Source organism: Planktothrix mougeotii LEGE 06226 (genome assembly GCF_015207485.1).
Classification (GTDB): domain Bacteria; phylum Cyanobacteriota; class Cyanobacteriia; order Cyanobacteriales; family Microcoleaceae; genus Planktothrix.
On the sequence record NZ_JADEWU010000038.1, the window covers coordinates 24,376 to 50,821 of the forward strand.

A 26,446-nucleotide genomic window follows, 5' to 3' on the forward strand; every position below is an offset into this window, starting at 1 on the left:
TAGAAACTAAGCTATTTCTGCTAATCAATTGAACTATGGGATGGCACAATATTAACCTTCGGATTATTTCGATATAACTGATTGATTTTTTTCAAGGTTTCTCGATAAGCCGTTTTATCTGCAAACAATAAATCAGCAATGCGTTGAGGATAAATTAATTCTTGATAGGCACGATTTAACCAACAAGCATCGGCAATTAAAAAATACTGTTTTCCGCTATTATCGGTTAAATATAACCCCAGTTGTCCAACAGCATGACCCGGTAATTCAATGGCAATTAAACAACCATCTCCCAATAAATCAAACCCCTGTTCAAAGGGAGCTAAATTTTCTGGTAATTTTATCCTATTACTATTTTCCGCAAAAATTACTCGATCTTCAAAATTATTAGGCATTAAACCTGCTAAAAAACCAGCTTTTAATGCCCTCAAACCTTGTATATTTTTAATTTTATTATAACCCGATTGAAAACAAATAAATTCTGCTTTGGGAAAATCCTTTAATCCCCCAATATGATCTGCATGAAAATGAGAAATAATAATATATTTAATCTCCTCCGGTTCAATTCCTAACTGTTTGAGTTGAGAAATTGCAGTTTCTTGAGGTTTTAAATAAACCGGGGTTAATAAAGCATAAAGCTTATTAGGTAGATATTGTGTTTCTTGATAAAATCGTTCAGAATATCCCGTATCAAATAAAATCCACCCCATAGGGTGACGAATTAAAGCAAATAACGCCGGAAAAATAATGGATTTCCAACTTTCCCCCGGAAGTACCATCGCTTCAGGGTGTGTACAATATCCCGCCTTCAAAAATGTAATTTCTACCATATTCTGTTGTTGTACTTTAACCTTATTTTATAAAGATTTCCAATATCTAACAAACTCATCTAACCCTTGTTCAATCGAAATTTGAGGTTTATACCCTAACTGGATTTTAGCCGATGTAATATCCAAAGTTTGACTAAAAGCTAATAATCCTAGAGTATAGCGCGTTAAAGCAGGTTCTCGATTTGGTAAAAAAGATTGATAAAACCATTCCATCCCCGTTGCTAAAGTGTAGGCGATCGCATAGGGTAAAGGTTTAAACTTTAAGGAAATATTCAATTTTTGTGATAATTTTTCTAATAATGTTAATAATTCCGTCGGTTCTCCATTGGTAATATTAAAATATTCTCCTAATACATGAGCGGGTGCAGTTTGACACAATAATAACCCATCTATAACATTATCAATATAAGTCATATCTAATATCGCTTTTCCTCCATTAATTAAGGGAATACCCGTTGTTTCACTCACTTTTAATAGTCGGGGAAAAATTACCGTATCCCCAGGGCCAAAAATACCACGGGGACGAATAGAAATCACAGGTAAACCTTGTTGAAACCCCCGATTAATTTCTTGTTCTGCTAATTGCTTTGTTTTAATATAAGGATGGATAGGATTTTGAGCTAAATTATCGGTTTCTTTAATATTAAAGCGATGGGTTAAATTAAAATAAACCGCCGAAGTAGAAACATAAATTAAACGTCTGACATGATGAGTGAAACAACTTTCAATAATATTCCGAGTTCCGATAACATTCGTTTTATAAAACTCTTCTTCTCGTCCCCAGGGAGAAGATAAAGCCGCACAATGAAACACATCTTCTTGTCCAGACATTACTGATAATATAGCATCGGAATTAGTGATATCAACGGGTAAGAATTTGAGTCCTAATTGTTGTAAGCGATCGCCTATAATTAAGTTACGTCCTAAAATTGTCACATCCTGACCTAAAGAATGCAATCTCAAGGCTAATTTCTGACCTAAAAATCCAGTTCCACCCGTGACTAAAACCTTTTTCATAACTGAAACCCTGTATAATATTGAGTGATGTTTACTCGAAGAACAAAGATTAAGTTGAATGATCTCGTGAAATCCGATATTTTTTGAGGACAAGTCACGTTATACAATTTTATGCTATAACTTGGATATTCCTGATGACTTTCCAAGGAAACCATGATGCAAGTCTCAATTGTACTTCCTGATGAAGTTGTTTTTTCCCTACAGACAAAATGGGGAAGTTTAGAACAACACATTTTAGAAATGATTGTTACAGAAGCTTATCGTGAAGGTTCAATTAGTATTGGTAAAGTTCGAGAATTATTAGGAATGTCTACCCGCTTAGAAGTAGATAGTTTTCTTAAAGAAAAAGGAATTGATCTTAACTATGATCAAACGGATTTAGAAGCTGATCGCCAAACTCATGAACAATTGAAAGAACTAGGAAAATTAAACTCTTTATGATTGTTGTATCCGATACATCACCCATTTGTTATCTGATTCTGATCGATGAAATTGAGATATTACATCAACTTTATGGTCAGGTAATGATTCCTAGTATTGTTCAACAAGAGTTATCTCATTTAGGCTCTCCTGAACCTGTAAAAACATGGATTAAAAATCCGCCTAAATGGTTAATTGTCAAAACCGTTGATGTGATATTTAATCAAGATTTAAGTGCTTTAGATGCTGGGGAGCAAGCTGCTATTATTTTAGCAGAACAGATAGAAGCTAGTTTGGTGATTATTGATGATGCTTTAGGTAGAAAAATTGCTCAAGAACGGGGTTTAAAGGTCACAGGTTTGTTAGGAATATTAGATGAAGCCGCTAAACAAAATTTGTTGAACTTACCGACAGCTATTAATCGTCTACAAAGTACCACCTTTCGAGCTTCAAAACAAATTATTCAGTCCCTTTTAAGACAATATCCATCACAATCCTAATTCTAACTCACCCTACAATAGAAAAATTCGACATAATACAGAAAGAACAATATTCTGTTATTCTCCTAAAATTCCATGAACCTTGTTGATTATCTTCGCATTAGTTTGATTGATCGTTGTAACTTTCGGTGTCAATATTGTATGCCCGAAGGAACGGAAATTGATTATATTCTGCAACAGAATTTGTTGACTCTGGATGAACTATTAACGCTGTTGCGAGAGGTATTTATTCCCGTTGGGTTTACTCGATTTCGGTTAACCGGAGGTGAACCTTTATTACGTCCTGGGGTTGTAGAATTGGTGAAACAAATTAACGCCTTTCCTGAAACCCAAGATGTGGCGATGACAACCAATGGCTTTTTATTAGCAGAAATGGCAGAGGATTTATATCAGGCTGGACTAAGACGGATTAATATTAGTTTAGATTCCCTCGATCCTGATATTTTTGATCAAATTATCGGAAACCGAGGACGTAGCCGTTGGCAACAGGTTTGGGAGGGAATACAAGCCGCTTATCAAGTTGGTTTTAACCCTTTAAAATTAAACGTTGTGGTAATTCCTGGGGTAAATGATCATGAAGTTGTGGAGTTAGCAAAATTAACAATTGAACGACAATGGCACGTCAGATTTATTGAATTTATGCCCATTGGAAATAACGATTTATTTGCCGATCGCGGTTGGATTTCTTCAGAAGAACTAAGACAACAAATTCGAGATAAATGGGGATTAGAAACTTCACAGGTGAGGGGAAACGGCCCTGCGGATGTCTTTCAAATACCGGGGGCAAAAGGAACATTAGGATTTATTAGTCAGATGTCAGAATGTTTTTGCGATCGCTGTAACCGAATGAGATTCTCCGCCGATGGTTGGTTACGACCTTGTTTACTCAATGAAACCGGACAAATTGACTTAAAAACTCCTCTGCGTCAAGGTGCGACGTTTGAGGAGTTACGAGAACAGGTGAATAACCTATTAATAATTAAACCCGATATTAATTTTAAACAACGGGACTCTGGTACAACCGGAAATTACTCTCGAACCATGTCCCAAATTGGGGGATAGCAGCCTGATTGATTTTGGATTTAGGGTTTAATAATAACCGGGTGGGGTACGTTATTTTTAGCCGATAACGCCCCACATAAAATAGAACGGTGAGGAACTCTTAGGCTTGACGTGAATAATATTCAACCACTAACAGTTCGTTAATTTGTAAAGCCACCCATTCCCGTTCAATGACGCTATTCACCTTCGCAGTTAATTTTTCTTTATCTAACTCTAAATGGCTAGGAACGTTGGCTAAACCGGGATATTGTAAATTGGCTTTTACCAGTTCACGGGATTTTTCAGTATTTCTGATCCCAATTAATTCGCCCGGTCTGCATTGATAGCTGGGAATATTCACGCGATGACCATTGACGGTAACGTGACCATGACTGACCAACTGACGAGCCGCCGGAATTGTAGGGGCCATTCCTAACCGGAAAATGGTATTATCCAACCGCATTTCCAACAGTTGCAGCAACACTTGTCCAGTGGAACCAGAAGCGCGGCGAGCTTTACGGACATAGCGTAACAGTTGACGCTCCGAAACACCGTAGTTATAGCGCAGTTTTTGCTTCTCTTCTAACCGAATCGCATATTCTGAACGTTTGCGACGAGCTTGACCGTGTTGTCCAGGGGGATAGGCCTTTCTGGGGGTCTTCCGGGTTAATCCGGGTAAATCGCCCAAACGACGAACGATTCTCAGACGGGGGCCTCTATATCGAGCCATCTAACTTCTTCTCCGCATAAAATTTTTTGCACCAATCTTTTATTATAGTATGTATCTCACTAGAATGGTCTAGTTTTTGAGTAATGCTCGAAATCCGGCTTGCTGAAAATGAGTATCGCTTGATGGGTAATCGCTTTTACAGACTTTCGATAAGGCTCGCTTCTATCCACTTGATGATATTCTCAATTAGATTAGGATCGTGAGATGAGAACTGTTTCAGGAGCAAATTGTCTTCTGGTTTACTGCTGACAACACAAATCAAGCCATCAAATTTACTGATGGCATCAAGAAAGCACTTACTAAAGTCTTTTGGCTCTGTTCCTTTATGGTTTTCGTATAAGACTAAGACCATCTGTTTTTCGCTGTCTAGCAAATCCCAATAAGTTTGAAGGTCAAGCATTGTTTTAGGTATTCCATCATCGCTTTTAGAACAGCCATGCTTAACCATTTCGCTATAAATTTTACCTGATGGGTTATCACGTTCAATAAACTTGTTACCGTCAATACAAATTAGCTTTACAGAATCCCTTAATTGTGAATCAGTGGACAGCGCACGGAGAATGTCTTGAGGAAACAGTTCCCATTTGTGGCTTTGCGGTTCGCCATGCCAAACTCTGAAAAATTCTGGGTAGCTCATGTTTTGGGCACAAGGCCAAATCGCTTTATAGCAGTTGTAATATAGATTAAAATCACTTTCAGCAATCTGATCGCATAGACAGTCTTTCATGGATGAAATTGCCAACTCAAACTGATGGGTTTGAAGTATTTTACCCAAACATTCAGCCACTAGAAAACGGCTCGACGAATCGATATTAGAGTGAATCAGTTCAATCAATATTTTGACTGCTTCATAATTACCTATTCCAACTTCTTCTAATTTTTTTGCTGCCCCAACAGAAATAGATGAGTCAGAACTGCTGCCAATCAGATCGATTAGTTCTGTAATTGATTCTGGATAGTTCGATGTTATTTCAAGTAAGGGAGCCAACGCAATTGCTTTAGGGTGCTTATCTGCAAGTTCTATTAAGCGACTAGCTGTTAAATGATGAATTAAATTATTAGGATTAAAATCATTATAACTATCAATGATATCGCTCAGAGTTTCAACTGCTTTTTTTAAGTATTGACTATCTATCTTAGCCAAGCTATAAGCTGCTCTACAACGAATATCAGCATTTTGCTCAGAATCCATTAATTCAATCAAAGTATTGATAGCTTTTGACTTGTGACTCGGTGCGATTTCAACTAAACAGTTAGCAGCTTTAACGCGAGTAAGCATATCAGTATTGCTATCAATCAGGTCACTTATAACTTTGATTGATTCTGAGTCGTTAAAAGCAATTTGTGCTAAACTATCAATCGCTTGATAGTGGTTAGAGTTACATTCATAATGGGTGGCATCAGGGGTGCTAGTGCAAATCAAGGAAAGGAGAGTAGAAATAGCTTCTGGTGAACCCCCACCAATTTGCCCTAATGCCCAAACCAACAAATAACCGACACAAAGATTTAGCCTATTGTTGATTGTGTCAATCAAAATGGTGACAGCAAGGGTACGATCTGTCTCTATAAGTGTTTCTCTCGCTAACTGTGCGCTTGGAGCGTCAAATGTTTGAGAACTGAAGCCTAATCTAACAAGCCACAACACAATCTCCCTATTACGTCTGCACTCTTTAAATTCAGCTATTGCCGACGCTGCTAAACAACACGCTCGATAAAAATAAAAGTCTTGACACCCATCCTCAAACTCTACCAATAACTTAATAAATTTTTCTTTCTCCTCATTGTCCACATCCTCGCGTCCCAACCATAGCAAAATGACCTCTTTCCACTTGGGATCAAAAATGAGATAAGTACCTTGATTTGGGTTCTGAGGGATGTGCTTTAAAAAGTAGTCCCTATGAGGTATAGCTTTCGCTGCAAAATACTCCTTAAATGAGTCATGTAAGAATTCATATTCCTCTGAGTAAGGACTGACACGCTGCAACCATCCAAGCTGGTTGATAGCTAACTTAAATAAATCCTCATCTGATTCCCCTAATTTAGAACAGACTAGGGAATGCGATAACAAATATTCACCTCTTTCAATTGCCTGTTTTGCCAATTGTTCGAGAGAATTTATCAAGGCTTGCTTTTGGGGTTTTTTAGATTCTGGAATGCTCCGGTCATAGTCTGTATTAAGAAACCATTGAATTAGACCGGCTTTGGTACTGGGCAATTGGCGTTTTGGTTGCCAAGTACGACACAAAAACGTTAAATATAGAGGATTACTAACTAAATTTTTAATGCGGTGATATCTTGGCTGGTTTAACTCAGCCCATAAATCTTCTGCGTCGTTGGCAAACCAAGCATCAATGCACTGTTTGATTTGCTCAATTCCAAAGCCTAGATTTTGATAAATATCAAACCCTAAAACTTCTAAAGGATCTTTGCTGGTGTTCCAGATACTTGTCCGACAGGTTAACACTACTCGGCACTTTCCTCCCCAATCAGTCACTCCCCAATCAGTCAACTGTTCGCGAACGTCTGTTCCCTGTTTTTCAACTCCATCCATCAACAAGCAAATACGACCTTCTTCCAAGCGTTGCTCTAGGTTTGCAATCCATTCTGGGGGTAAATCTACTAGCTTTCCAGAAGCGGCTTGCAGCCACTCTTTCAAATATTGGTGTAGCGGTTTTTTGCCTATCTTTCTCCCATCAATCCAGAGCGGTATTTCATCGGTATGTTCCAACATCCAAAACCCAATTTTGAGCAATAGGGTAGTTTTTCCAGCCCCCGATTCTCCAATAATCGCTAACCGTCGCCCTTGGCTTTTCGGACTATTTTTTCCATCCCGCAGAACTTCATCAAAAAACTTTTCCTTTGTGTCAAAGCTTTCTGTTACCGCATAACCAATACTTCGGTTAGTCTGATCTTTTTTCTGCTGTAGCAATCCCAGTGGCGCAAAATCTAGTTGTTCAAAGGGTAGCCTATCCGCACCATTGAGCCAATAATCGACGGTAAGCTGTCTTTTACGCTCAAGCATGGTAAGGCAAAGTTGTCGCCAGTCAGGTGCGATCATAGCCGTTGGTTTCAGGGACTTACTTTGACTGACATCCGTGCGATCGACAATCTCTTCCCAAGGCAGACCTAAAACTGTACAGAAAGCCTTGAAGACATCGGTATCAACCCCTTCTCTTTTGTACAGAAAGCGTTTCCAAGTCCCTTCTGAGCAACCATCAGCATAAGGGCCTAATTCGGGCCAAACTTTGCTTGGCTCCAGAACATTACTTGCTTCCACAAGCCATCTGTGATCATCTACTTTCCACCCTTTTTCTTTCCTAGCCTGCTTAATCTTTGCTTGTCCCTGCTCAGAAGCGTTGAGGCTTGCCATCAGTACACCTGAATTAACTCATTGTCAAGATCAATTTTAGATCATAGCTCATGATCTGAAACTGACTCTAGTGAAATTTTGAAAAATTAATCATTGTAGAAATGTGGAAAGCAACGTTGGCCAACTAACTTCTCCTCAATGCAAACCCTAACCCCATATATAAAACAGATGGCTACTTCCAACAAATACGCATCTTCCAAATCGCAACCTACCGCCGTGCAACTTGCTTTCCCTTGGGGCGAGGAACAAATTCTCGATAATTCTCCTGCATCAACAACTAAGCATGGAACTCAGCACAAAACTTCAAGCAAAAAACAACAGCCGCCACAAGTTGTGGTAATTCTCATTTGTAAGTAAACCTGATAATCTTTACAGGGCGGCTACCGCCGCCCCATCGAACCAAACACCCAACCCCTTTTTTCTGTGTTCCCTGCGCTTAAACCCTATCTATGTAAAACTTGATTAACTGTGAGATTAAGTTCAGCAAAAATAGGAAAAATGATGCGATTTTCCTGGCGCGATAAGGCATACCCCATGCACCCAAACGCGATCGCGCTGTCTCGTATAGCACATATCGCCCTTCACGTCATCGAGGGATCTTCACCAGAATCCATATCCTCAAATCCTAACCAGAAAAGCAAAGCCTCTTCGACTTGTGCTAACTGCTCTGAGTTTAATTCGCCCAGTTTCCTGACTAGCTTTGCGTGAGGAATTGTGATGATATTCTGAACATCGAACACTCCGGGCTTCAGGAATCTGGCTTTGACATCTACCTCAAAGCGTGAACCCCTTGGGCTTGTAGTATGAGGTATTAGAGTCGCTAAGGCTCGATCCTGGTTGAGAGACCGAATACTAACCACTAAGCAGGGTCTAACTTTTGCCACATAGCCCAGATCGACAAGCCAGACTTCGCCACGATCAGGACTATTCATAATCAATTTCTTGTTGATCTAATGCTAAGAATAACTCTTCAGCATTTAAGATAAAGTCTTCATCTGTCAATGGTGGAAAGTCAAAATGGACGAGCCGCCTCAAGATTTCTAGCCCAATCTCAAGTTGCTCTGCGTCAGCCAAACTATCAAAAGTATTAAGAATTTCTTGAGCTAAAGCCGTCATAGTTTTTCACTCCTCTAATGAGTAAAGCATTGTGACTAAACTCCTTGATTAATTTATTTTACTGCAAACCCCAAAGGATCGCGCCTTTGCCGTGAGATTGATACAGAGTGAATTTCTGCTTCACAAAGAATCACCCTGTATTCACGCCAGGGAGTGTTAAAGATGATCTTGATCAACTATCAACGGTTAATGACTAACCCATGATATCAGAAGATAGATTTATTTTCCTAGGTAAATCCAACCTTATGTAGAGGTCAATTGATTTTTGTGGCAACAGAATAAAAGTAAGCATTTAAAGAATGTGTGATGGTTTAACCTTGATATCAATCAAGATTCTAATTAAAAAAGGAGTCAATTATGACTGGACAAATGTGCTGGCTCTCCCGGTGTGGAGGCGATGGCAAAAAAATTCTACATTTGCGCCTTGAGGCCAATAAACCTTGGGTTCCTTATTATTTAATGGCTCATTATTCTGTTCCTGATTATCCCATTCCGGGGGGTTCCAAAGGGTGGGCTACCTATCAAAAATTATTTAAAGCAGGTTGGAAATTAGAACCCACTCCCCAACCCGCATTTCAAGATCAACAAATACCAAAAGCAGCTTAAGGATGTTAAACTTGAAAAATTTATCAACAGGCTATGCCTGGGGGCTGTAGGGCTGTCCCCAGTTTTTCCATGGTTAAAATAGGTGAGCGTTTTATTCTTTTATCCATAAAGTTTATTATTTTAATAAAATGAAAAATTTTTTCAAAAAACTATACTTAAAATGGAAATTTTTCTGGGTCAATTTACTCTATTTAACCTACACTCCCAAGGCTATCTTATATTCTTATAAACGCGATCGCGCTGACCGCAATATTCCCCCCCTGCAACCCCATTCCTCAGAAACGGGAGAAACACCCGGAAAATTATTAAGAGCAGAAAACACAGAAAAAGGCACAATATTTTATTTTGATAAAGCAGAATTAGAAATAACCTTTTTAACCGATGATTTCGTTAGAATTACTTGGAAACCCAGCGTTTTACCCTATTCCTATGGCATTGAACGCCACGACTGGGAAACCATCAACCCCGTTTTAAATCAAACTGAAAATGCTTGGACTGTTACCTCTCCAAACGCAACATTAACGATCCAGGTTCAGAATGAAGGTCATCTTCAATTTTTCGATTCTCAACATCAGTTAATTCGTGAAGAATATCCCCCAGAAAAGTTAGATGAACAATTAATACATCGAGCTAATTTACGACCCGAAGAACGAATTTATGGGTTAGGAGAGCGTTCATTTCCCTTAAATTTACGATTAGCAAAAGAAGTCAATAAAAAAGGGAAACCTACTTCAGAACCTAAAAAATTTAGAATGTGGAATTTTGATGCAGCCGGACAATATAGTCCGGGTTCTGACCCCATGTATTTGTGTATTCCCCTCTATTTAGGATTACATGAACAAGGGAGTTATTTAATCTTTTATGAAAATCCCTATGAAGCTATCTTTCAATTTTCAGACACAGCAACAGCTAATTTTAGTGGCGGTGCATTGCGCTATTATTTTACCCTCGGTTCTGTTCCTCAATTAATCAAAAATTATACCGAATTAACCGGACGTTCTCCCCTTCCTCCCCGTTGGGCGTTAGGCTATCATCATTCTCGTTGGGGGTTTGGAACTGAAACCCAAGTTCGAGAAACCTATCGTAATTTTGAAAAAAATGATCTGCCTTTAAGTGCCATTCATCTTGATATTGATGTCATGGTAGATTATCAAGCTTTTACTATTGATCCTAAACGATTTCCTGACTTACAACGGTTTATTCAAGAACTCGAAGTACATGGCGTTAAATTTATTAGTATTCTTAACCCTGGAATTAAATATACTCGCCATAATCAAATGTTTTTACAAGGGCAAATTCTTCATGCTTTTTGTAAATATCCTAATGGTGAATTAGTAGTCGCCCCGGTATGGCCAGGATGGACAGTTTTTCCTGATTTTACTCATCCAATGGTACGCCGTTGGTGGACACGACAATATTTATATTTATTAGAAGTTGGAGTTGGTGGGTTTTGGCATGATATGAATGAACCTGCGGCTTTTATTGCGTGGGGAGATCGTTCATTACCAAAAGTAACTCGTCATTTTGTTGAAGGTCGAGGCGGAGATCATCGAGAAATTCATAACGTTTATGGAATGTTACAAGCCTCTGCTGCTTTTGAAAGTTTACGTCAGTCTCGACCCCATCAACGCCCTTTTATTGTATCTCGTGCGGGGTGGGCTGGTTTACAACGTTATGCGTGGGTTTGGACGGGGGATATTGAGTCGAGTTGGGCGGCTTTACGTCAAAACATTTCAACAGTTATTGGGTTAGGATTATCGGGTGTTCCCTATAGTGGTTCAGACACCGGAGGTTTTCAAGGAAACCCCAGTGCAGAATTGTATTTACGTTGGTTTCAAATGTCGAGTTTTATGATGTTTTATCGCACCCATTCTTCTAATAACGTCGAACATCGAACCCCTTGGATGTATGGAGAACCAACCTTAAGTATTTTACGCGAATTCTTGAAATTACGTTATCGATTAATTCCCTATATTTATACCTTAACTTGGGAAACTCATCAAAAAGGATATCCCCCAGTCCGTCCGATATTTTGGCTTGATCCAACGGATAGTAATTTATGGGATATTGATGATGCGTTTTTATTAGGAAATGCTATAATGATCTGTCCGATTTATGAACCCGGAATGCGATCGCGTAATGTCTATTTACCCCCAGGAGAATGGTATTATTTTTGGGATGATCAACTATTAACAGGTTCCCAAATTGTTGAATTCGATGCTCCTTTAGAACAAATTCCTTTATTAATAAAAGCCGGAAGTATTATCCCAATGGAAGAGGGAAAAACCTTAATCTTACATCTCTATCCCACCCGTGAAAGAAACGCGCAAGGACTATTATATAGTGATGCAGGTGATGGATATGAAACTTCCAGAATTGATCAATTTCAACTTCAACCCAGTTTCACCTCAGCAACAACCAATCAACTGCTTCCTGTCTTACTAGCAAACACTGAATCTGATCAGATTGAGTCTTCAGGAAATAGCATGAAACAAAATGGAAATTCAATGACATTAATTTGGGAACAACAAGGGGATTATCCCTTTTCATATCAGCAAATTCAGTTACAATTACATGGTTTTAATTTACAAAAAGCCTGGATTGATGATCTTGAAATTACTTGTAAAAATAATAGTATAATTTGCGATCGCCCCTTTCAACAAGCTCGTTTAATCGCTACCCTCTAAAAAGTAGGGTGCGTAAGCGCAGCGCACGCACCATTTCCCCATCGATTACTCATACTCATGCCAATTCATTCTATGGCTTTCTCCTAATTCTTATAAATCTCTCTCATTAACCACAAAGCAGCGACAATTCCAACGAAGTGAGCAACAATGGTGTGGGTATTCGCGAGAACTACGAAAAAATCAACAGGCTGGATAAAATCTTGCAGACTGCCTGCGGTCGCTAAAAAATTTCGAGGTTGAGAGATTGCTTTTGCTAATAAAATGCCGTTAATGGCCTCTGATGCAATTAAGGTGACAGCCATTCCGCTTAAGTTACTGGTTAAACCCAGGCGAATTTGCTTCATGGTTTCTGCACGGCTAGGGCGGGCCATTCCCGGTGCTTTCAGTCTGCGGGCTAAACGAGTGTAACGAAAGGCTTGAAAAATACTAAACCCTAAAATACCCAGTCCAATTAAGGCAAAAACTAAACCGCCACCCATTCCTGGTGTTGCGCCAGTTTGTGCTGTTCTTCCTGGATTAAAGGCAAAAATCGCAAAAAGCTGAATAAGAGCAGAAACCACCGCTAAAACAAGCTGTGTCCAAAAGCAAACCCAGCCAGTGGTACGCAGGGCAAAGGCAACCCGTTGAATGGCATTTGAAGGGGGGGAGGAGTCGGATGGATAGGACATTGTTTATACAATCAGGGGTAAAATCATAATGAACGCGCTTAAAATCCAAGGAACTCAAGCATGAATCAACCACAACCGACGACAACCCCCAACCTAAATGAACCCAAATTTGGTTTCAATCAATATGCTGAACGGTTAAACGGTCGAGCGGCCATGATTGGTTTTTTGATCACCTTGGCAATTGAATATTTTAGCGGACAGGGTTTGTTATCCTGGCTGGGGTTGAGTTAATTTTAGCGAAGACTGTTCATAGTTGACCGTTAATTACAGAAGTTGTCATTCGTCTGATGGGTCAAAGTTAATTCAGGGTTCTCCTGTGGAGCCATAATTTTGGGATTTCCCTGGAATTCAGGCTAAACAGAATCAGTCAAATCCTCAGTTTCTGATCACTCTGATAACGGATGACAACTGACCCCGCAAGGGGTAAAATGCAGCAAAAGTTTGGAGATTAAGTTAAATTGGGATTAGATAAACTTTGAAGTGAAGAAGATTAGAGAATGATTCTGTCGGCTCCTATTCCGAGAGATTGTACTAAAAGTTAACACAATTGAAATTTAGAGTAAAACTGTGATGAATGCTTTATGGCCGCGTGTTCTCAGGTCTGCTTATCGTCGAGAACCTATTGTGAGTTTTGTGGTAACGGTTGGAACTGTAGATGCTGTGATTGGTGGAGTGAGTTCAAGTTTATCGTTATTAACCTTTGGACTTTCCAGCGTGGCGGTGATTTTGGTCTTGCGTTGGTGGATGTTACAACGCTCTAAAATTGAACAACCTGAAACCGCACCAGAATATGCTCTCCCCCCTAGTTCTTCCAGACAACCCCTCCCTCAACTCACCCAGGACTTACGTTCTCGTCGATCCAAAAAACCGGGTTTTTAAGCCTTTTTGAGAGGATTAAATACAGATGGAAGGTTCAGAAACTCGGTTTCTGGATCAAATTGTTCTCAATGAGTTAAAAAATTTTAAAAATAGCGATCAGGGAAAGATATTAATTAATCTATCTTCCCTTGGGGTTTGGGGGAAGGAATTTGGCGGGTTAGGTTTTAGAATTTACCAGGTCGAATCAAACGGCCCTATCCTAAAATTAACCTTCTTTTCCAGCAAAGGTTTCAGTTATAAAACTTAAACCTGAAGCCAAGTCTTCGCCATAGGCTTCCTCTCCATGTTGATCAATATCTAAACCTTGTTCTTCGACGCTAAATGTTATGTTCTTAAAGTTTAAGAGAGGATAATCAAATGACAATGACAATTGCAGCCATTTATGAAAAGGGAGTGTTGCGGCTAATGCAGCCAATCGAACTTACCGAGGGAACCAGCGTTGAAATAATTGTTATTCCGAAAACGTCTCATTCTCAGCCTAAAAGTCCTGCCGATATTCTCGCAGAGATCGCGGCTTTACCATTAGAAGATAATGCAGATACATTCTCTGGTCGAGAACATGATAAAGTTCTTTATCCAGATCAAAATTCCCTATGATCTTGGTCGATACAAGTGCTTGGTTTGCTAGTGTAGTCCCCTCAGATACAGATCATCAGGTGGCTACCTTTTGGATGTGCCAAAATACCCAGCTTCTCCTAACAACTGATTATGTTATAGATGAAACACTAACCCTTTTGAGAGTTCGTGGACATAATTCACGAGCGATGGCTTTAGGAGAAGGATTGTTTACGGGTAAAATTGCTACTGTCTATTATCTGACAGAAGACGATATTCTATTAACTTGGCAAGTCTACAGTGCTATCCTAGATCGAGAACAATCATAAATTGGCGAGGAAAAAATCTTGTCAACTATCACCGATATTGGCACTCTCATTACCAGTCAGCCTGACATACATGGTGGCTGTCCAATTATTGCAGGAACGGGTGTTACAGTCCGGCGCATTGCTATTTGGTATAAGCAAAGTTTGACCGCAGAAGAAATTGCTGATCGTATCGGTTCTTTAACTCTAACTCAAGTCTATGCAGCTTTGACTTATTATCACGCTAACAAAGAGGAAATTGATGCTGATATTGCAGCCGAAGAAGCAGAAGCGGATCGAATAGAAGCATTGAGTTCTAAGCGTCAGATTCACAATTTGCAGACTGATATAGATTTAGAAATACCAACACTAGCTAATTATCCCAGTCGCCGAGAATTTATGCAATTGCCATTAGAAGAGAGGCGAAACATTCTAGCAAAACAAGCTGAGGCAATGTTGTCGCATTACCAGGAAGATAGAGAATGGCAAGAATTAGAAGCAGGAGATTTAATTGACTACTAACTCTCTTTTTCCTAAACGGGGTGATATTTGGTTGACTAATTTTGACCCAACAATGGGAGCAGAAATTAAAAAAATTCGTCCGTCTGTAGTGGTAAGTTCTAATAGTGTTGGCAAGTTACCACTGAAATTGGCTGCACCGATTACAGATTGGAAAGAATATTATGCTGGCAATATCTGGCACGTTAAGATTGAGCCAGATATTGCTAATGGTTTAACGAAAGTTTCGGCAGTTGATGTGTTGCAGTTGCGGGGTATGGATGTACAAAGATTCATTCGTAAAATAGGAGAAGTTTCGTCTATTGATATGGAGGAAGTTGCTAGGGCGATCGCGGCGGTGGTAGAGTATCAGTAGTTACTTATATGGAAAGGTATGAAATTTCTCAATCTTCTAATTTCCTTAACTTAAATTTTATAGAACAAGGTAATATAAATAACTTCTGCACAGAAACCCCACACCGTCCCAAACCTCCACAAAACTCACCCCCAACACAAAACTCAAATGAAAACAACACGCAACAAAAACTTGACTTAAGAGATGCACCGGATATCAAAACCTTCTACAACTGCACCTCCCAACTCGCCACCATCGAAAATGCGATCGCACACCAAAACTGTCGCCTCCTCACCATCACAGGCATGAGTGGCATCGGCAAAAGCGCGATTGTACGTCACCTCATCCCCCTAATTCAAACTCAATTTGATCGCATTATCTGGCGCAGTCTTCGCACTTCCCCACCCCTGGAAACCACCCTCAAAAACCTGATTCAATTTCTCTCAAATCAACCCGAAATTACCTTACCAGAAAATGTTGATACCCAACTAGAAATACTAATAGAATCTTTACGCACCCATCGCAGTCTCATTATCCTAGATGACGTGCAACAAATCCTCAACAGCAGCCAACTTGCCGGCAATTATAAACCCGGATATGAAAATTATGGAACCCTATTTAAACTGATCGGCGAAATTCCTCATCATAGCTGCTTAATCCTCAATAGTTGGGAACCCCCTTCAGATATTTTAACATTTACAGATGATAATTTAGCAGTACATTTATTACAATTAACTGGCTTAGGTGAAACCGCAACAGAAATTATTAGAGAAAAAGGTTTATTAGATGAAGATCGCTGGCCAGAATTGATTAACCTTTATGAAGGTAATCCCCTCTGGTTAAAATTAGTCGCTCAAACTATTAATAACTTATTTAGCGGTAGAGTATCTCAATATTTGAGTTACGAATCAGTATTTTTAAGCGATGAATTGACAACGATATTACAGCAGCATTATCAGCGATTATCGGAGTGTGAGAAACACGCGATCGCGCAACTCAGTAACGAAAGTAAACCCGTTTCAATTACCCCATTAATGGCAAAATGTCAAGGATCACAAGGCGAATTATTTAAAGCAATTCAATCTTTAGTAAGAAGGGGAATGATCGAGAAATTCAGCTATGAAAATGAAACCGTTTTCACCATTCAACCGATATTAAAAAAATATGTTAAAATGGTTAGCGAATAGTTTTAAAAATACCCAATCTAATCCGCCAATGAACTGTTCAATACCTTATCACTGAAAATGAGTGCTGTAATTACAGAGGAACGTTTAAAAATTGGTGATGTTGCCACCCGGAGTGGCTTATCGGTGAAGACGGTTCGCTATTATGAAGAAATTGGTTTATTAGCACCTACCGTTGAACGGTCTGACTCCGGGTATCGACTTTTTACGCCCTCGGTGGTTAACCGTTTAGCCTTTGTCAAACGGGCTCAATCTTTGGGTTTAAGTTTAAGTGAAATTCGAGAGATTTTAAATATTAGCGATCGCGGTGAACTTCCCTGTGAGGAGGTTAAACAACATTTAGCGATGAAAGTTGAAGAGATTAATCACCAAATAACCGCCTTAGAAATCTTAAAAAGTGAGTTACAACAATTACTCAATCATTGGCAAGATCATCCCTCAAACTATCACGAGGATACCACGATTTGTCCCAATATTCAAGGAGAATGTTAATCCTAACCTGAATTGCTTTCAACACTTTTGCATCACCTCCTTTTCTTTTTTTGATCATAATCAGTAATCGGTGAATTGCACAGACCCCTACCGCAATTCATCCCACGCTGCCCTACGGGTCAGACGTGGGGCTTCTTACGGAAGAAGCTAAAAAAATCGGGAAGGTATCTGATTGATCCTTCCCGTTGCTTGGGTTTTGATTAAGTTTGTTTCTGAGGGTTTGCCGTTGTTTTTTCAGTTGTCGCGCCCTAGCCGATCCCCCTTTTCCTTTAATATTTCTGCCTTGGGAACGGGGAGATTCCCAACGTTTTAGTTGTTGTGCCATTTTTCCCTATATTTTTTGACGAACTTTATTAAGTATAGCTCAATTTTCTGGTTTGTGTCAAGCAAAAAGGAATTATTTTAAAGATAGTGCTGTGCGATCGCAACTCATCCAAACAATTCAACATCAGGCTTTTCTATGCTTTGCTGATCCGTTCTCCCGTTGCTTATTTTTTCAAAACTTAATATTTAATGTTCAATTCTTAACATTAACGTCTTGATTCTTAATCATTATTCTTCGATTCTTAATACTTTATTTAGGAATTTATACTCCTCAAATATGATAAAAAAGAATCATTGTTCTTAAAAGTTTTAGCAAGAGGAGCAGGGATTAGTGCTTGATGTGTATATCGTTTCAGCAGTCCGCACCCCCCTCGGTCGCTTTGGCGGTTTCTTAGCAGGTTTTTCTCCTTCCGATCTCGGCGCCCACGTTATGAAAGCTGCACTCGAACGGGGGGGAGTTCCCAGTGATGCCTTAGACCTCTACATTTTGGGAAACGTTCTCCGCGCCGGACACGGACAACTCATTCCTCGCCAAGCTGCCCTGAAAGCTGGAATTCCCGCCCATGTGGATGGATATGCAGTGGATATGGTGTGTTCTTCCGGTATGATGACCCTGATTAATGCCGCAACCGCCATTCGTGCCGGAGAAGCCGATCTCGTCTTAGCCGGAGGCATAGAATCCATGTCTCAAACCGGATTTTATCTTTCCCAACGGGCGAGATGGGGATATAAATTCCTCATGGGTGCACCGGAACAGTTAATTGATATTCTGGTGTATGACGGGTTAACTGACCCCACCACTGGAGAGGGAATGGGGGATGAAACCGAACGAGTGGCTGCTGAACATGGGTTCACCCGGCAAAATTTAGATGAAGTGGCGTTTTATTCCCACAAACGCGCCAACGAAGCGACTCAACGGGGAATATTTAAAGCGGAAATTGCCCCGATAGAAATTGTCAGCAAAAAAGGCACACAAATTCTCGATCAAGATGAAGGAATTCGCCCGGAAACAACCTTAGAAAGTTTAGCTAAATTACGTCCGGCTTTTAGTAAAGAGGGAATATTAACGGCGGGAAATAGTAGTCAACTTTCCGATGGTGCTGCGGCTGTCGTTTTAGCCAGTGCTCAAGCGGTGGAAAAATACGGTTTAACACCCTTAGCTAAACTGATGTCAGGGACTTTAGCCGGAGGTGAAACTTGGCGATTTACGGAAATTCCGATACTCGCAACCCAGAAACTTCTGACTAAATTGAATATGACAATTGCTGATTTTGATTTAGTAGAAAATAATGAAGCCTTTGCGGTCAGTAGTTGTTTATTCAATCAAATGTTAGGCGTTCCCTTTGACAAAATGAATGTGAATGGGGGTGCGATCGCTTTAGGACATCCTATTGGCGCATCAGGAACCCGAATTATTGTCACCTTGTTGAATGCCTTAAAAGAGCAGGATAAAACCCTGGGGTTAGCCGCCTTATGTCATGGAACGGGAGGCGGTACGGCTTTAGCCATTGAACGAGTTTAAAGGATTTAAAGATTAAGACTAATCACTTGAATTGGAGTAAACAGTATGGTTTCTTTAGGTTTAGAAGATAAAGTCATTTTTGTCACGGGTGGCGGTCGAGGAATTGGAGCAACCATTGTCTCTTTATTAACCGAATTAGGGGCAAAAGTCGCGTTTGTAGATATTAATATTCCCGATGATCATCCGGCTGCTTTTGCAATGAAAGCCGATGTCACGAATTTAGAAGAAATGGAGGCTGTTGGCAAAGAAATTGCTGAAAAATTAGGGCCGGTTTATGGGGTTGTGGCTAACGCTGGGATTACCCGTGATAACTTTTTTGGTAAACTGTCTCCGGCTGATTGGGATGCGGTGATTAATGTTAATTTAAAAGGGGTTGTGAATACGATTAAACCCTTTGTTGACGGAATGTATAAACAAAAATCCGGGTCAATTGTTGCCATTAGTTCGATTTCGGGCGATCGCGGTAATGCAGGTCAAACGAATTATGCCGCAACGAAAGCGGCTGTGATTGGTTTAGTCAAATCTTTAGCTAGAGAAGCGGCGCGTTATAATGTACGGGCAAATGCGATCGCCCCTGGATTTATTAATACAGAAATGACCAAAGTGATCGCCGATAATATCAAAGAAAAAATTATTGCAGAAATCCCATTCCGTCGCTTTGGAGAACCCGAAGATATTGCTTGGGCTTGTGCATTTCTGTTATCTCCAGTTGCTAGTAATTATGTAACCGGAGAAGTCCTAAGAGTTAATGGAGCCCATCATACTTAAACATCACTCAAGAAAGTGGAACAGGCATCTTGCCTGTTTTATACCTATTTTGTTTGATTCCAGGAAATGATTAAAAACTCCTCCCGTCTTCAAGGGTAGGGTGGGTGGAGTTCTTCTTAAACAATTGAATTCATGGTGAAAAAAATGGATAAAGAAACCGCAACTTGGAATGATTTAACCGGAAATTGGGTGAATGCTTGGACGGATGCAGGAACTCAAATTTGGAAAGCCTGGTTTAATCAAATGGGAGTAGCAACCGCAGAAAACGGAAATGCGGAAACCAAACCCAATATGACTGCTTTAACAGAACGGTTTACGCAAAATCAACAATTATTAATGCGTTTTCTGAAGCTGTCTTTTGAGGCTTGGCAAGATATTTTACCGAAAGTTCAAGCGGGGGATGATTGGCAAAAAACCTTAACCAATTATACCGCACAAATTCGCAAACAATTAGATGATTTTTCCCTAGGAAATCAAAAAATCAATCAAGATACCACTCAACTTTGGCAATTATATTCTCAACAAATCCAAAAGTTTAATCAAGTTTGGATGGCTTATATGGAGTCTTCCCTTGGCCCGTTAAACCAAACTTGGACAGGAAATAGTCAACCTTGGATCGAACTGAATAACCTGTATTGGGAGATGTTTTATCAACCTACCTTTGGGAATTTCTTGCAAAGTCCGACCCTAGGAATTACACGGGAGTTTAACAATAAAATTCTCAAAGGATTTGATCAATGGACCAATCTTTATCGCGCCAGTAACAATTATCAAATTTTATTATCCGATATTCAAGTTAAGTCCTTTGAAGCGTTAATTCAAAAGTTAGTTGAATTAGCTGAAAAAGGCGAACCCGTTACAGACTGGCGGAAGTTTCAAGATCTCTGGAGTATCGTTTCTGACGATATTTTTGAGAAGACTTTTGTTTCGGAAGAAAATCTTAAAGTTCATGGAGATTTTCTCAATGCTTTAAATGCCTATCGCATTCAACAACAAGAATTAATGGAATCTTGGATGAAAGCGATGAATATGCCCTCTCGCAGCGAAGTGGATGAAATTCATAAAACGGTTTATGAACTGCGGAAAGAAGTTAAACGGTTGAAAAAAACCTTAGCAAAGTATGAACCAGAAGGTTAACGGTTGACCTGTTTTGTTAATAGGTTTTAATTAACAGGCAAGATGCCTGTTCCACATTCCACACACTCTATACCCTAATTCAGCTTATGTTACCTTTTTTAACTCAATTAAGCTTGGAAGATACCACCCACGAATATGTAGAGTTAACGCAAAAACTCGTGAAAGGTATGGAAAATTTAAGCCGTTTACGAGAAGAAGATATTGAAGTGGGTTTTTCTCCTAAAGAAGTGGTTTATAAGGAAGATAAAGTGATTTTATATCGCTTTAAATCCCAGGTCGAAAAACCCTTTCAAATTCCGGTTTTAATTGTTTATGCCTTAGTTAACCGTCCGTTTATGGTTGACTTACAGGAAGATCGATCCTTAGTTGCTAATTTGTTAAAATTGGGATTAGATGTTTATTTACTAGACTGGGGATATCCGACTCGCGCCGATCGCTGGTTAACCTTAGATGACTACTTAAATGGTTATCTGGATAACTGTGTCGATTTTATTTGCAAAACCCATCAATTAGACAAAATTAATCTGTTAGGAATTTGTCAAGGGGGAACCTTTAGTTTGTGTTATAGTTCCATGCACCCCGACAAGGTGAAGAACTTAATTGTGATGGTGACTCCCGTTGATTTTAAAATGAAAAATACCCTATTAAATATGCGGGGAGGTTGTACCCTGGGTTCTGATGCGTTAGATGTGGATTTAATGATTGATGCCATGGGGAATGTTCCAGGGGATTTCCTCAATCTTGAATTTTTGATGCTTAAACCGTTGCAATTGGGATATCAAAAATATTTGGATTTACCAGATATTATGAGCAGTCAAGATAAATTGCTTAATTTTATGCGGATGGAAAAATGGATTTTTGATAGTCCAGATCAAGCGGGAGAAGCTTATCGGCAGTTTTTAAAAGATTTCTACCAAGGCAATAAATTAATTAAAAGTGAAGTTGTGATTGGGGAGAAACAGGTGAATTTAAAAGCGGTGAATATGCCTGTTTTAAATCTGTATGCGGAGAAAGATCATTTAGTAGATCCATCATCATCTATTGCCTTAAAACAATATGTGGGTAGTAAAGATTATACCGTCCAATCTTTCCCCGTCGGACATATTGGAATGTATGTGAGTGGGAAAGTGCAACGGGATTTACCCCCTACAATTGCCAATTGGTTAAAAGCCAGAAGTTAGCGGAATAAGCCGTTTTTAGAGAACAATATCCTGGGGATACTGAAAAAACCTTAAGTTCAGTTCCCCTTTTTTAATATATTTTTTCAAAGATTAAGAACTGTCAATAAAATTGTTCAAAATCAGAACATTATTTTATTAATTAATATTCAGAGTTTATCTTTGAACAACACTTTGTCGAATCGGCAGCAAGCAAACATAAAAAAATCTAATCTTAAAGGTTCATCAGGAACTTTTTTTTTAACTCAAACAAGGCTAGACTAAATTCAAGTTAAAAGGAGCAACTTTAAATCCCGTAAAACAGGCATTATGCCTGCTAGTGAGGGATTTTAGGGTGCTAAAATTTAACAACTCGGTTTTAATGTGACCTCAAAAGAAGGCTTGTATGCGAACCCTTTCTCCTCAATCTTTTTCCCATTTTCCTAAGCCTTATCACCCCCATCTTCCCATGAGGATTGTTGCTCTCGGAGACAGTCTAATTTATGGATTTGGTGATCCCGTTGGGGGTGGCTGGGTAGAACGCTTACGTCGCCTGTGGATGTCTCCCAACCATCCCGGTCATGCCCTCTATAATTTAGGGGTGCGAGGAAATGGTGTGGCTCAGGTTTCCCAACGGTTAGAAAAAGAATGGAGTCACCGAGGAGAATTCCGAAATCGTCAGCCTGAATTAATGATTTTGTCGGTTGGGGTGAATGATTCTCCCCGGTTAGGACGAGCAGATGGACGGGAGTTTACAGACTTTGAACACTTTCATACCCAAATGAATCATTTGTTAGATCAGGCCGTCAATTTGTGTCCGGTTTTATTTGTGGGAATGGTGCCTGTGGATGAAAGTAAGATGCCATTTCTCGATTGTTTTTATTATAATCACGCTGACCAGTATCGCTACAAACAAGCCACCCAGTTAGCTTGTGAACAACGTCAGATTCCTTATCTCGATATTTTTGACCTGTGGTTGAAACGAGGAGAACATTGGCGACGGTTACATTTAAGTGCTGATGGTCTTCATCCCAATATCCGAGGCTATCAAGCTTTATTACACGATATTCTTAACTGGGAACCTATGTCTGGTCTTCACACCTATCTGCCTTCTTGGGAAACCAGCGCTTGATACAGATTAATAAAACTAATCAGAGAAGGGCAAATAGGGGGAAAACTTAAGGTACAGACGTGAAAAAAAAATATACAATATAAGGTAAGGAGAAAAGCTAAGTTGTTTAGATTTCAGAAGATTAAGTCATTTAAAATTAAACCTACTTAATTTCTGAGTCACAACGTTCTATTTCTACTCCACTATGGGGTTAATTCTCCTCAACTAACACCCGATTAAAGATAAGGCGGTGAGCAAAACAGTAAAAATAGATGGATTTCCCACAAACGCAATGTTCGTGGGATACTCCCAGACCAGACTAACCCCCATCAGGAGTTGGAACCATGACTAGCAAATTAGAATTTCAAGTATTTTTTGAATCTGCCCTCCTATTCTTCGGCTTTCTATTACTTTCCTTGCTTTTATAAGAAGATATAAGGGTATAGCACTACGCATTAAAATTGTAGTAGAGACGCGCCATGGCGCGTCTCTACAGGGCGCGTCTGTTCCCTGTTCCCTGTTCCCTGTTCCCTGTTCCCTAACACTATAGATGGCACAGATAGCGATCGCTATTGCCAACTTTAGGATTTGTTCGCAGATAATCGTAAACCCAATCACAAGCGCGATCAATCAGGTTATCTAAATCGAGATTCCACATAATTAAGGTTTTATCCCGACTGGCGGACACTAAAACCTGACCATCGGGACTGAAGCTAATCCCCATGACGCTATCCCGATGGCCGACTAATGTTTTGAGTAATGTGCCATCCTGACGACTCCAAAGTTTAACCGTGCCATCGAAACTGGCTGAAGCGATTAACTGACTATCAGGACTAAACACTACACTGGTAACACTATCACTTGATCCCTTTAATAATGTCTTGAGATAGTTCCCCTTGCGATCCCAAAGTTTAACCGTATTGTCATAGCCGGCGGACGCAATCACTTGACCATCAGGGCTAAAACTGACACTGAGAATCAAACCTTGATGGCCAGCAATGGTTTTTAACAAAGTTCCCTGAGAATTCCACAGTTTAATCGTTCCATCGTCACTAGAAGTCACAATCACTCGACCATCAGGGCTAAACGTAACACTATTAACCCATAAATGATGTCCCATTAAGGTGTGTAATAACTCCCCCTGGCGGTTCCACAATTTCACCGTTTTATCCTTACTGGCTGTGGCAATCGTTTCCCCATCAGGGCTGAAGGTAACACTCATAATGCTATCATCATGAGCAATCCAACTGTTGAGCAATTGAATGGATTCTACGGAAACCCGCTTTTTCTGAACAGGTAAGGCAGTTGTCCCGCGATGAAATAGCCCAGGAATTCCCCCGAACCCCCCAAACTGAAATAACCGCCTAGAGGATGTTTGGGGGGTTTCGGCATCAGCACCTAGTTGCCACAATTTCACCCGATGGTCATAGCTGGCCGTCGCCAACAGTTCACCATCCGGGCTAAAACTCACCGTCGCCACCCGATCTTGATGTCCGGTTAATGTCGTTAATAAAGCTCCTGTACGACTCCACAACTTCACGGTTTTATCCTGACTTGCTGAGGCAAATATCTCACCATTGGGGCTAAAACTTACCCCTAAAACTCGATGTTGATGTCCAGTCAGGGTTTTCAGAGGAATGCGATCAATATTCCACAGTTTCACCGTTTTGTCATAACTAGAAGACGCTAAAATCTTGCCATCGGGAGAAAATCGAACATTCGTGACTTTATCCCCATGTCCTTGCCATTGTTTTAATAACGTTCCTTCCACTGTCCATAAATAAATATTCTTATCGTCACTAGAAGTCGCTAATAATTTGCTATCGGGGGAAAAATGAACCCCATAAACTCTGGAGCCATCTCCCTTTAAGGTTTTCAACAGTTGACCGCGACGATTCCACAGTTTCAGGGTTTGATCTTGTCCCACCGTGGCTATAAATTTACCATTCGGAGAAAATTGGACTTTATAAACCGTTTCCTTCGGATCTTCGGTATGGTCTAAATTGTAGAGAATTGTTCCATCCAATTCCAAAATTGTTACCATGCCATTAGCAAGAGCGATGGCTAAAACTTGACCATCAGGGCTAAACGTCACGGACGTTAACGCCGCCCGATTCACAAAGGTTCGTAATAATTTCCCGTCTCGACTCCATAATTTTAATTGACGATCTTCAGATCCCGAAGCTATCAAACGGCCATCCGGTGAAAAGGTGACAGAGGAAACGCTTTTGCGATGACCTTGGAGTGTTACCCGGGGAACAGAGATCTGGCCCCTAACTTTTGTGATTCCCGCCTCTAACGGCCAAAGTTTAATGGTTCCATCCTGGGATGCAGAGGCGAGTAATTGACTATCGGGACTGAAACTAACGCTCGTGACACTGGCGGTATGACCGACTAAGGTTTGTAAAAGTTGACCTTCAGGTGTCCACAATTTAACGGTTTTATCAAAGCTCCCAGAAGCCATGGTTTTGCCATTGGGACTAAAAGAGACATCCCAGGCGACATCCAGATGTCCTTCTAAACGGTTGCGTTCTCCAATACCATACACCGCCTGCTGTAATGTGGCTGCAATTCGAGTTTCCATGGTGGTCAGTTCAGGACTCAGCGCTGTTGTGGCTTTCAATTGTTGAAATTGTCGAGCCGCCCTTAAACTTTCCATTAAGGCATCAAACTTATATTGTGAGAAGAAAAGCGCTTCAGAAGAAGCCGTTAAGGTCGCTAAATCTGCCAGTTGTTTTTGTTGATCAGCCCGTCGCTGTTGATGAGTTGCTACTTTTGTTGTAAAACCCAATAATAGAGCAACGACCATCGAAACTCCTAACAACTGTTGTAAGAGTTGATTGCGTTTTAACAATTGCTCTCGACTCATTTTTTCTAAAGCGGCTTCGGCTTGATATTTTTCAGCTTGAACTTGGTTTAAACGCTGCTGAATATCTTGCTGGCGCTGTTGTTCTTGCAAGGCATATCGTTGGCGAATGGGTAAGACTAAATAATCATGCAGCAATTGATATCGATCTTCCGGTTCCTCCCGTCTTCGTAACAGCAAACCGGATTCTAATATTACATCAATAAAGGCTTCTGGTTCCTCCCGATCTTCAACAATTGTTGACAGTTGACCACCCGCTAAAATCCTGTTGCTTCCCTTATCCCCTAGTCCCCTAGCTGTCTCTTATA

Annotated in this window: 29 protein-coding genes and 1 pseudogene; 19 read left to right on the plus strand and 11 right to left on the minus strand. The window is 40.1% G+C overall.

From position 1 onward, the window contains the following. Window positions 1–20: 20 nt before the first annotated feature. Together IQ236_RS16040 and IQ236_RS16045 are read right to left on the minus strand one after the other, a co-directional pair. Window positions 21–830 (minus strand): MBL fold metallo-hydrolase, encoded by an 810-nt coding sequence (locus tag IQ236_RS16040; protein ID WP_193870230.1) that lies wholly within the window; start codon window positions 828–830, stop codon window positions 21–23. A gap of 27 nt (window positions 831–857) precedes the next feature. Further along, window positions 858–1,847 (minus strand): NAD-dependent epimerase/dehydratase family protein, encoded by a 990-nt coding sequence (locus tag IQ236_RS16045; protein ID WP_193870231.1) that lies wholly within the window; start codon window positions 1,845–1,847, stop codon window positions 858–860. Window positions 1,848–2,000: 153 nt separating this feature from the next. Here IQ236_RS16045 and IQ236_RS16050 point away from each other — a divergent pair, with 153 nt between their 5' ends. From IQ236_RS16050 to moaA, 3 genes are all read left to right on the plus strand, one after another. Then, entirely contained in the window at window positions 2,001–2,288 is a 288-nt protein-coding gene (locus tag IQ236_RS16050) for a UPF0175 family protein (RefSeq protein WP_228041669.1), read from the plus strand. Continuing rightward, window positions 2,285–2,767 carry a DUF3368 domain-containing protein gene (locus IQ236_RS16055; RefSeq protein WP_193870232.1) on the plus strand — a complete coding sequence of 161 codons (483 nt, stop codon included), beginning with the start codon at window positions 2,285–2,287 and terminating at the stop codon, window positions 2,765–2,767. Before IQ236_RS16050 ends, IQ236_RS16055 begins: the two co-directional genes overlap by 4 nt. A gap of 75 nt (window positions 2,768–2,842) precedes the next feature. After that, entirely contained in the window at window positions 2,843–3,829 is a 987-nt protein-coding gene (moaA, locus tag IQ236_RS16060) for a GTP 3',8-cyclase MoaA (RefSeq protein ID WP_193870233.1), read from the plus strand. Window positions 3,830–3,929: 100 nt separating this feature from the next. Here moaA and rpsD read toward each other — a convergent pair whose 3' ends face one another. Together rpsD and IQ236_RS16070 are read right to left on the minus strand one after the other, a co-directional pair. Then, window positions 3,930–4,538 (minus strand): 30S ribosomal protein S4, encoded by a 609-nt coding sequence (gene rpsD / locus IQ236_RS16065; protein WP_072719552.1) that lies wholly within the window; start codon window positions 4,536–4,538, stop codon window positions 3,930–3,932. Window positions 4,539–4,674: 136 nt separating this feature from the next. Beyond that, window positions 4,675–7,908 carry an NACHT C-terminal alpha/beta 1 domain-containing protein gene (locus IQ236_RS16070; protein WP_193870234.1) on the minus strand — a complete coding sequence of 1,078 codons (3,234 nt, stop codon included), beginning with the start codon at window positions 7,906–7,908 and terminating at the stop codon, window positions 4,675–4,677. A gap of 168 nt (window positions 7,909–8,076) precedes the next feature. On the opposite strand from IQ236_RS16070, the gene IQ236_RS16075 reads away from it, so the two are divergent. Further along, a complete protein-coding gene (locus IQ236_RS16075; protein WP_193870235.1) occupies window positions 8,077–8,265 on the plus strand; it encodes a hypothetical protein in 189 nt (62 codons plus the stop codon). 224 nt (window positions 8,266–8,489) lie between these two features. Here the strand turns inward: IQ236_RS16075 and IQ236_RS16080 are convergent, their stop codons facing one another. Together IQ236_RS16080 and IQ236_RS16085 are read right to left on the minus strand one after the other, a co-directional pair. After that, window positions 8,490–8,840 (minus strand): type II toxin-antitoxin system PemK/MazF family toxin, encoded by a 351-nt coding sequence (locus IQ236_RS16080; RefSeq protein WP_193870236.1) that lies wholly within the window; start codon window positions 8,838–8,840, stop codon window positions 8,490–8,492. Beyond that, window positions 8,833–9,024 carry a hypothetical protein gene (locus tag IQ236_RS16085; protein WP_190516709.1) on the minus strand — a complete coding sequence of 64 codons (192 nt, stop codon included), beginning with the start codon at window positions 9,022–9,024 and terminating at the stop codon, window positions 8,833–8,835. Before IQ236_RS16085 ends, IQ236_RS16080 begins: the two co-directional genes overlap by 8 nt. A 357-nt stretch (window positions 9,025–9,381) precedes the next feature. Between IQ236_RS16085 and IQ236_RS16090 the strand changes: the two genes are divergently transcribed. Then, window positions 9,382–9,630 (plus strand): hypothetical protein, encoded by a 249-nt coding sequence (locus tag IQ236_RS16090; RefSeq protein WP_193870237.1) that lies wholly within the window; start codon window positions 9,382–9,384, stop codon window positions 9,628–9,630. Window positions 9,631–9,758: 128 nt separating this feature from the next. Further along, entirely contained in the window at window positions 9,759–12,317 is a 2,559-nt protein-coding gene (locus IQ236_RS16095; RefSeq protein WP_193870238.1) for a glycoside hydrolase family 31 protein, read from the plus strand. 83 nt (window positions 12,318–12,400) lie between these two features. Here the strand turns inward: IQ236_RS16095 and IQ236_RS16100 are convergent, their stop codons facing one another. Then, complete coding sequence (locus tag IQ236_RS16100; RefSeq protein ID WP_190516705.1) at window positions 12,401–12,985, minus strand: DUF3611 family protein; 585 nt, start codon at window positions 12,983–12,985, stop codon at window positions 12,401–12,403. A 60-nt stretch (window positions 12,986–13,045) separates the two neighbouring features. On the opposite strand from IQ236_RS16100, the gene IQ236_RS16105 reads away from it, so the two are divergent. Next, entirely contained in the window at window positions 13,046–13,216 is a 171-nt protein-coding gene (locus IQ236_RS16105) for a hypothetical protein (RefSeq protein ID WP_186440269.1), read from the plus strand. Between the two features lie 339 nt (window positions 13,217–13,555). Next, a complete protein-coding gene (locus tag IQ236_RS16110) occupies window positions 13,556–13,864 on the plus strand; it encodes a hypothetical protein (protein WP_193870251.1) in 309 nt (102 codons plus the stop codon). A 205-nt stretch (window positions 13,865–14,069) separates the two neighbouring features. On the opposite strand, the gene IQ236_RS16115 is transcribed toward IQ236_RS16110, so the two are convergent. Continuing rightward, a complete protein-coding gene (locus IQ236_RS16115) occupies window positions 14,070–14,234 on the minus strand; it encodes an ammonium transporter (protein WP_193870239.1) in 165 nt (54 codons plus the stop codon). On the opposite strand from IQ236_RS16115, the gene IQ236_RS16120 reads away from it, so the two are divergent. The 6 genes from IQ236_RS16120 to IQ236_RS16145 are packed head-to-tail and all read left to right on the plus strand — an operon-like array spanning window position 14,222 to window position 17,253. After that, window positions 14,222–14,461, plus strand: coding sequence for an antitoxin family protein (locus IQ236_RS16120; protein ID WP_193870240.1), 240 nt, complete (start codon window positions 14,222–14,224; stop codon window positions 14,459–14,461). The genes IQ236_RS16115 and IQ236_RS16120 overlap by 13 nt on opposite strands. Beyond that, complete coding sequence (locus tag IQ236_RS16125) at window positions 14,458–14,748, plus strand: type II toxin-antitoxin system VapC family toxin (RefSeq protein ID WP_193870241.1); 291 nt, start codon at window positions 14,458–14,460, stop codon at window positions 14,746–14,748. Before IQ236_RS16120 ends, IQ236_RS16125 begins: the two co-directional genes overlap by 4 nt. Before the next feature lie 18 nt (window positions 14,749–14,766). Then, window positions 14,767–15,246, plus strand: coding sequence for a DUF433 domain-containing protein (locus IQ236_RS27795; protein ID WP_228041670.1), 480 nt, complete (start codon window positions 14,767–14,769; stop codon window positions 15,244–15,246). Then, entirely contained in the window at window positions 15,236–15,598 is a 363-nt protein-coding gene (locus IQ236_RS16135) for a type II toxin-antitoxin system PemK/MazF family toxin (protein ID WP_193870242.1), read from the plus strand. Before IQ236_RS27795 ends, IQ236_RS16135 begins: the two co-directional genes overlap by 11 nt. A gap of 8 nt (window positions 15,599–15,606) precedes the next feature. Further along, a complete protein-coding gene (locus tag IQ236_RS16140) occupies window positions 15,607–16,764 on the plus strand; it encodes an NB-ARC domain-containing protein (protein WP_228041671.1) in 1,158 nt (385 codons plus the stop codon). A 57-nt stretch (window positions 16,765–16,821) separates the two neighbouring features. Next, a complete protein-coding gene (locus IQ236_RS16145; protein WP_193870243.1) occupies window positions 16,822–17,253 on the plus strand; it encodes a heavy metal-responsive transcriptional regulator in 432 nt (143 codons plus the stop codon). 112 nt (window positions 17,254–17,365) lie between these two features. Here IQ236_RS16145 and IQ236_RS16150 read toward each other — a convergent pair whose 3' ends face one another. Further along, window positions 17,366–17,578, minus strand: a complete 213-nt coding sequence (locus tag IQ236_RS16150; RefSeq protein ID WP_193870244.1) for a hypothetical protein — start codon at window positions 17,576–17,578, stop codon at window positions 17,366–17,368. 330 nt (window positions 17,579–17,908) lie between these two features. Here IQ236_RS16150 and phaA point away from each other — a divergent pair, with 330 nt between their 5' ends. The 5 genes from phaA (at window position 17,909) to IQ236_RS16175 (ending at window position 23,293) form a co-directional block, all read left to right on the plus strand. Continuing rightward, on the plus strand, window positions 17,909–19,099 hold the full coding sequence (gene phaA / locus IQ236_RS16155) for an acetyl-CoA acetyltransferase PhaA (protein ID WP_193870245.1): 1,191 nt from the start codon (window positions 17,909–17,911) through the stop codon (window positions 19,097–19,099). A 45-nt stretch (window positions 19,100–19,144) separates the two neighbouring features. Continuing rightward, on the plus strand, window positions 19,145–19,867 hold the full coding sequence (gene phaB, locus IQ236_RS16160; RefSeq protein WP_193870246.1) for an acetoacetyl-CoA reductase PhaB: 723 nt from the start codon (window positions 19,145–19,147) through the stop codon (window positions 19,865–19,867). 144 nt (window positions 19,868–20,011) lie between these two features. After that, the gene (gene phaE, locus IQ236_RS16165) at window positions 20,012–21,004 is read left to right on the plus strand and encodes a class III poly(R)-hydroxyalkanoic acid synthase subunit PhaE (protein ID WP_190516701.1); all 993 of its coding nucleotides are present in this window, start codon (window positions 20,012–20,014) and stop codon (window positions 21,002–21,004) included. 86 nt (window positions 21,005–21,090) lie between these two features. After that, window positions 21,091–22,185: a class III poly(R)-hydroxyalkanoic acid synthase subunit PhaC gene (locus tag IQ236_RS16170; RefSeq protein ID WP_193870247.1), complete on the plus strand. Its 1,095-nt coding sequence runs from the start codon at window positions 21,091–21,093 to the stop codon at window positions 22,183–22,185. Between the two features lie 382 nt (window positions 22,186–22,567). Further along, the gene (locus IQ236_RS16175; protein ID WP_193870248.1) at window positions 22,568–23,293 is read left to right on the plus strand and encodes a GDSL-type esterase/lipase family protein; all 726 of its coding nucleotides are present in this window, start codon (window positions 22,568–22,570) and stop codon (window positions 23,291–23,293) included. 523 nt (window positions 23,294–23,816) lie between these two features. Here the strand turns inward: IQ236_RS16175 and IQ236_RS28355 are convergent. Both IQ236_RS28355 and IQ236_RS28360 read right to left on the minus strand, forming a co-directional pair. Continuing rightward, window positions 23,817–25,199 carry a WD40 repeat domain-containing protein gene (locus IQ236_RS28355; protein WP_456107206.1) on the minus strand — a complete coding sequence of 461 codons (1,383 nt, stop codon included), beginning with the start codon at window positions 25,197–25,199 and terminating at the stop codon, window positions 23,817–23,819. Continuing rightward, a pseudogene (locus tag IQ236_RS28360) lies at window positions 25,179–26,141 on the minus strand (WD40 repeat domain-containing protein); the annotation flags it as partial. The gene IQ236_RS28355 and the pseudogene IQ236_RS28360, both read right to left, overlap by 21 nt. Between the last annotated feature and the right edge of the window lie 305 nt (window positions 26,142–26,446).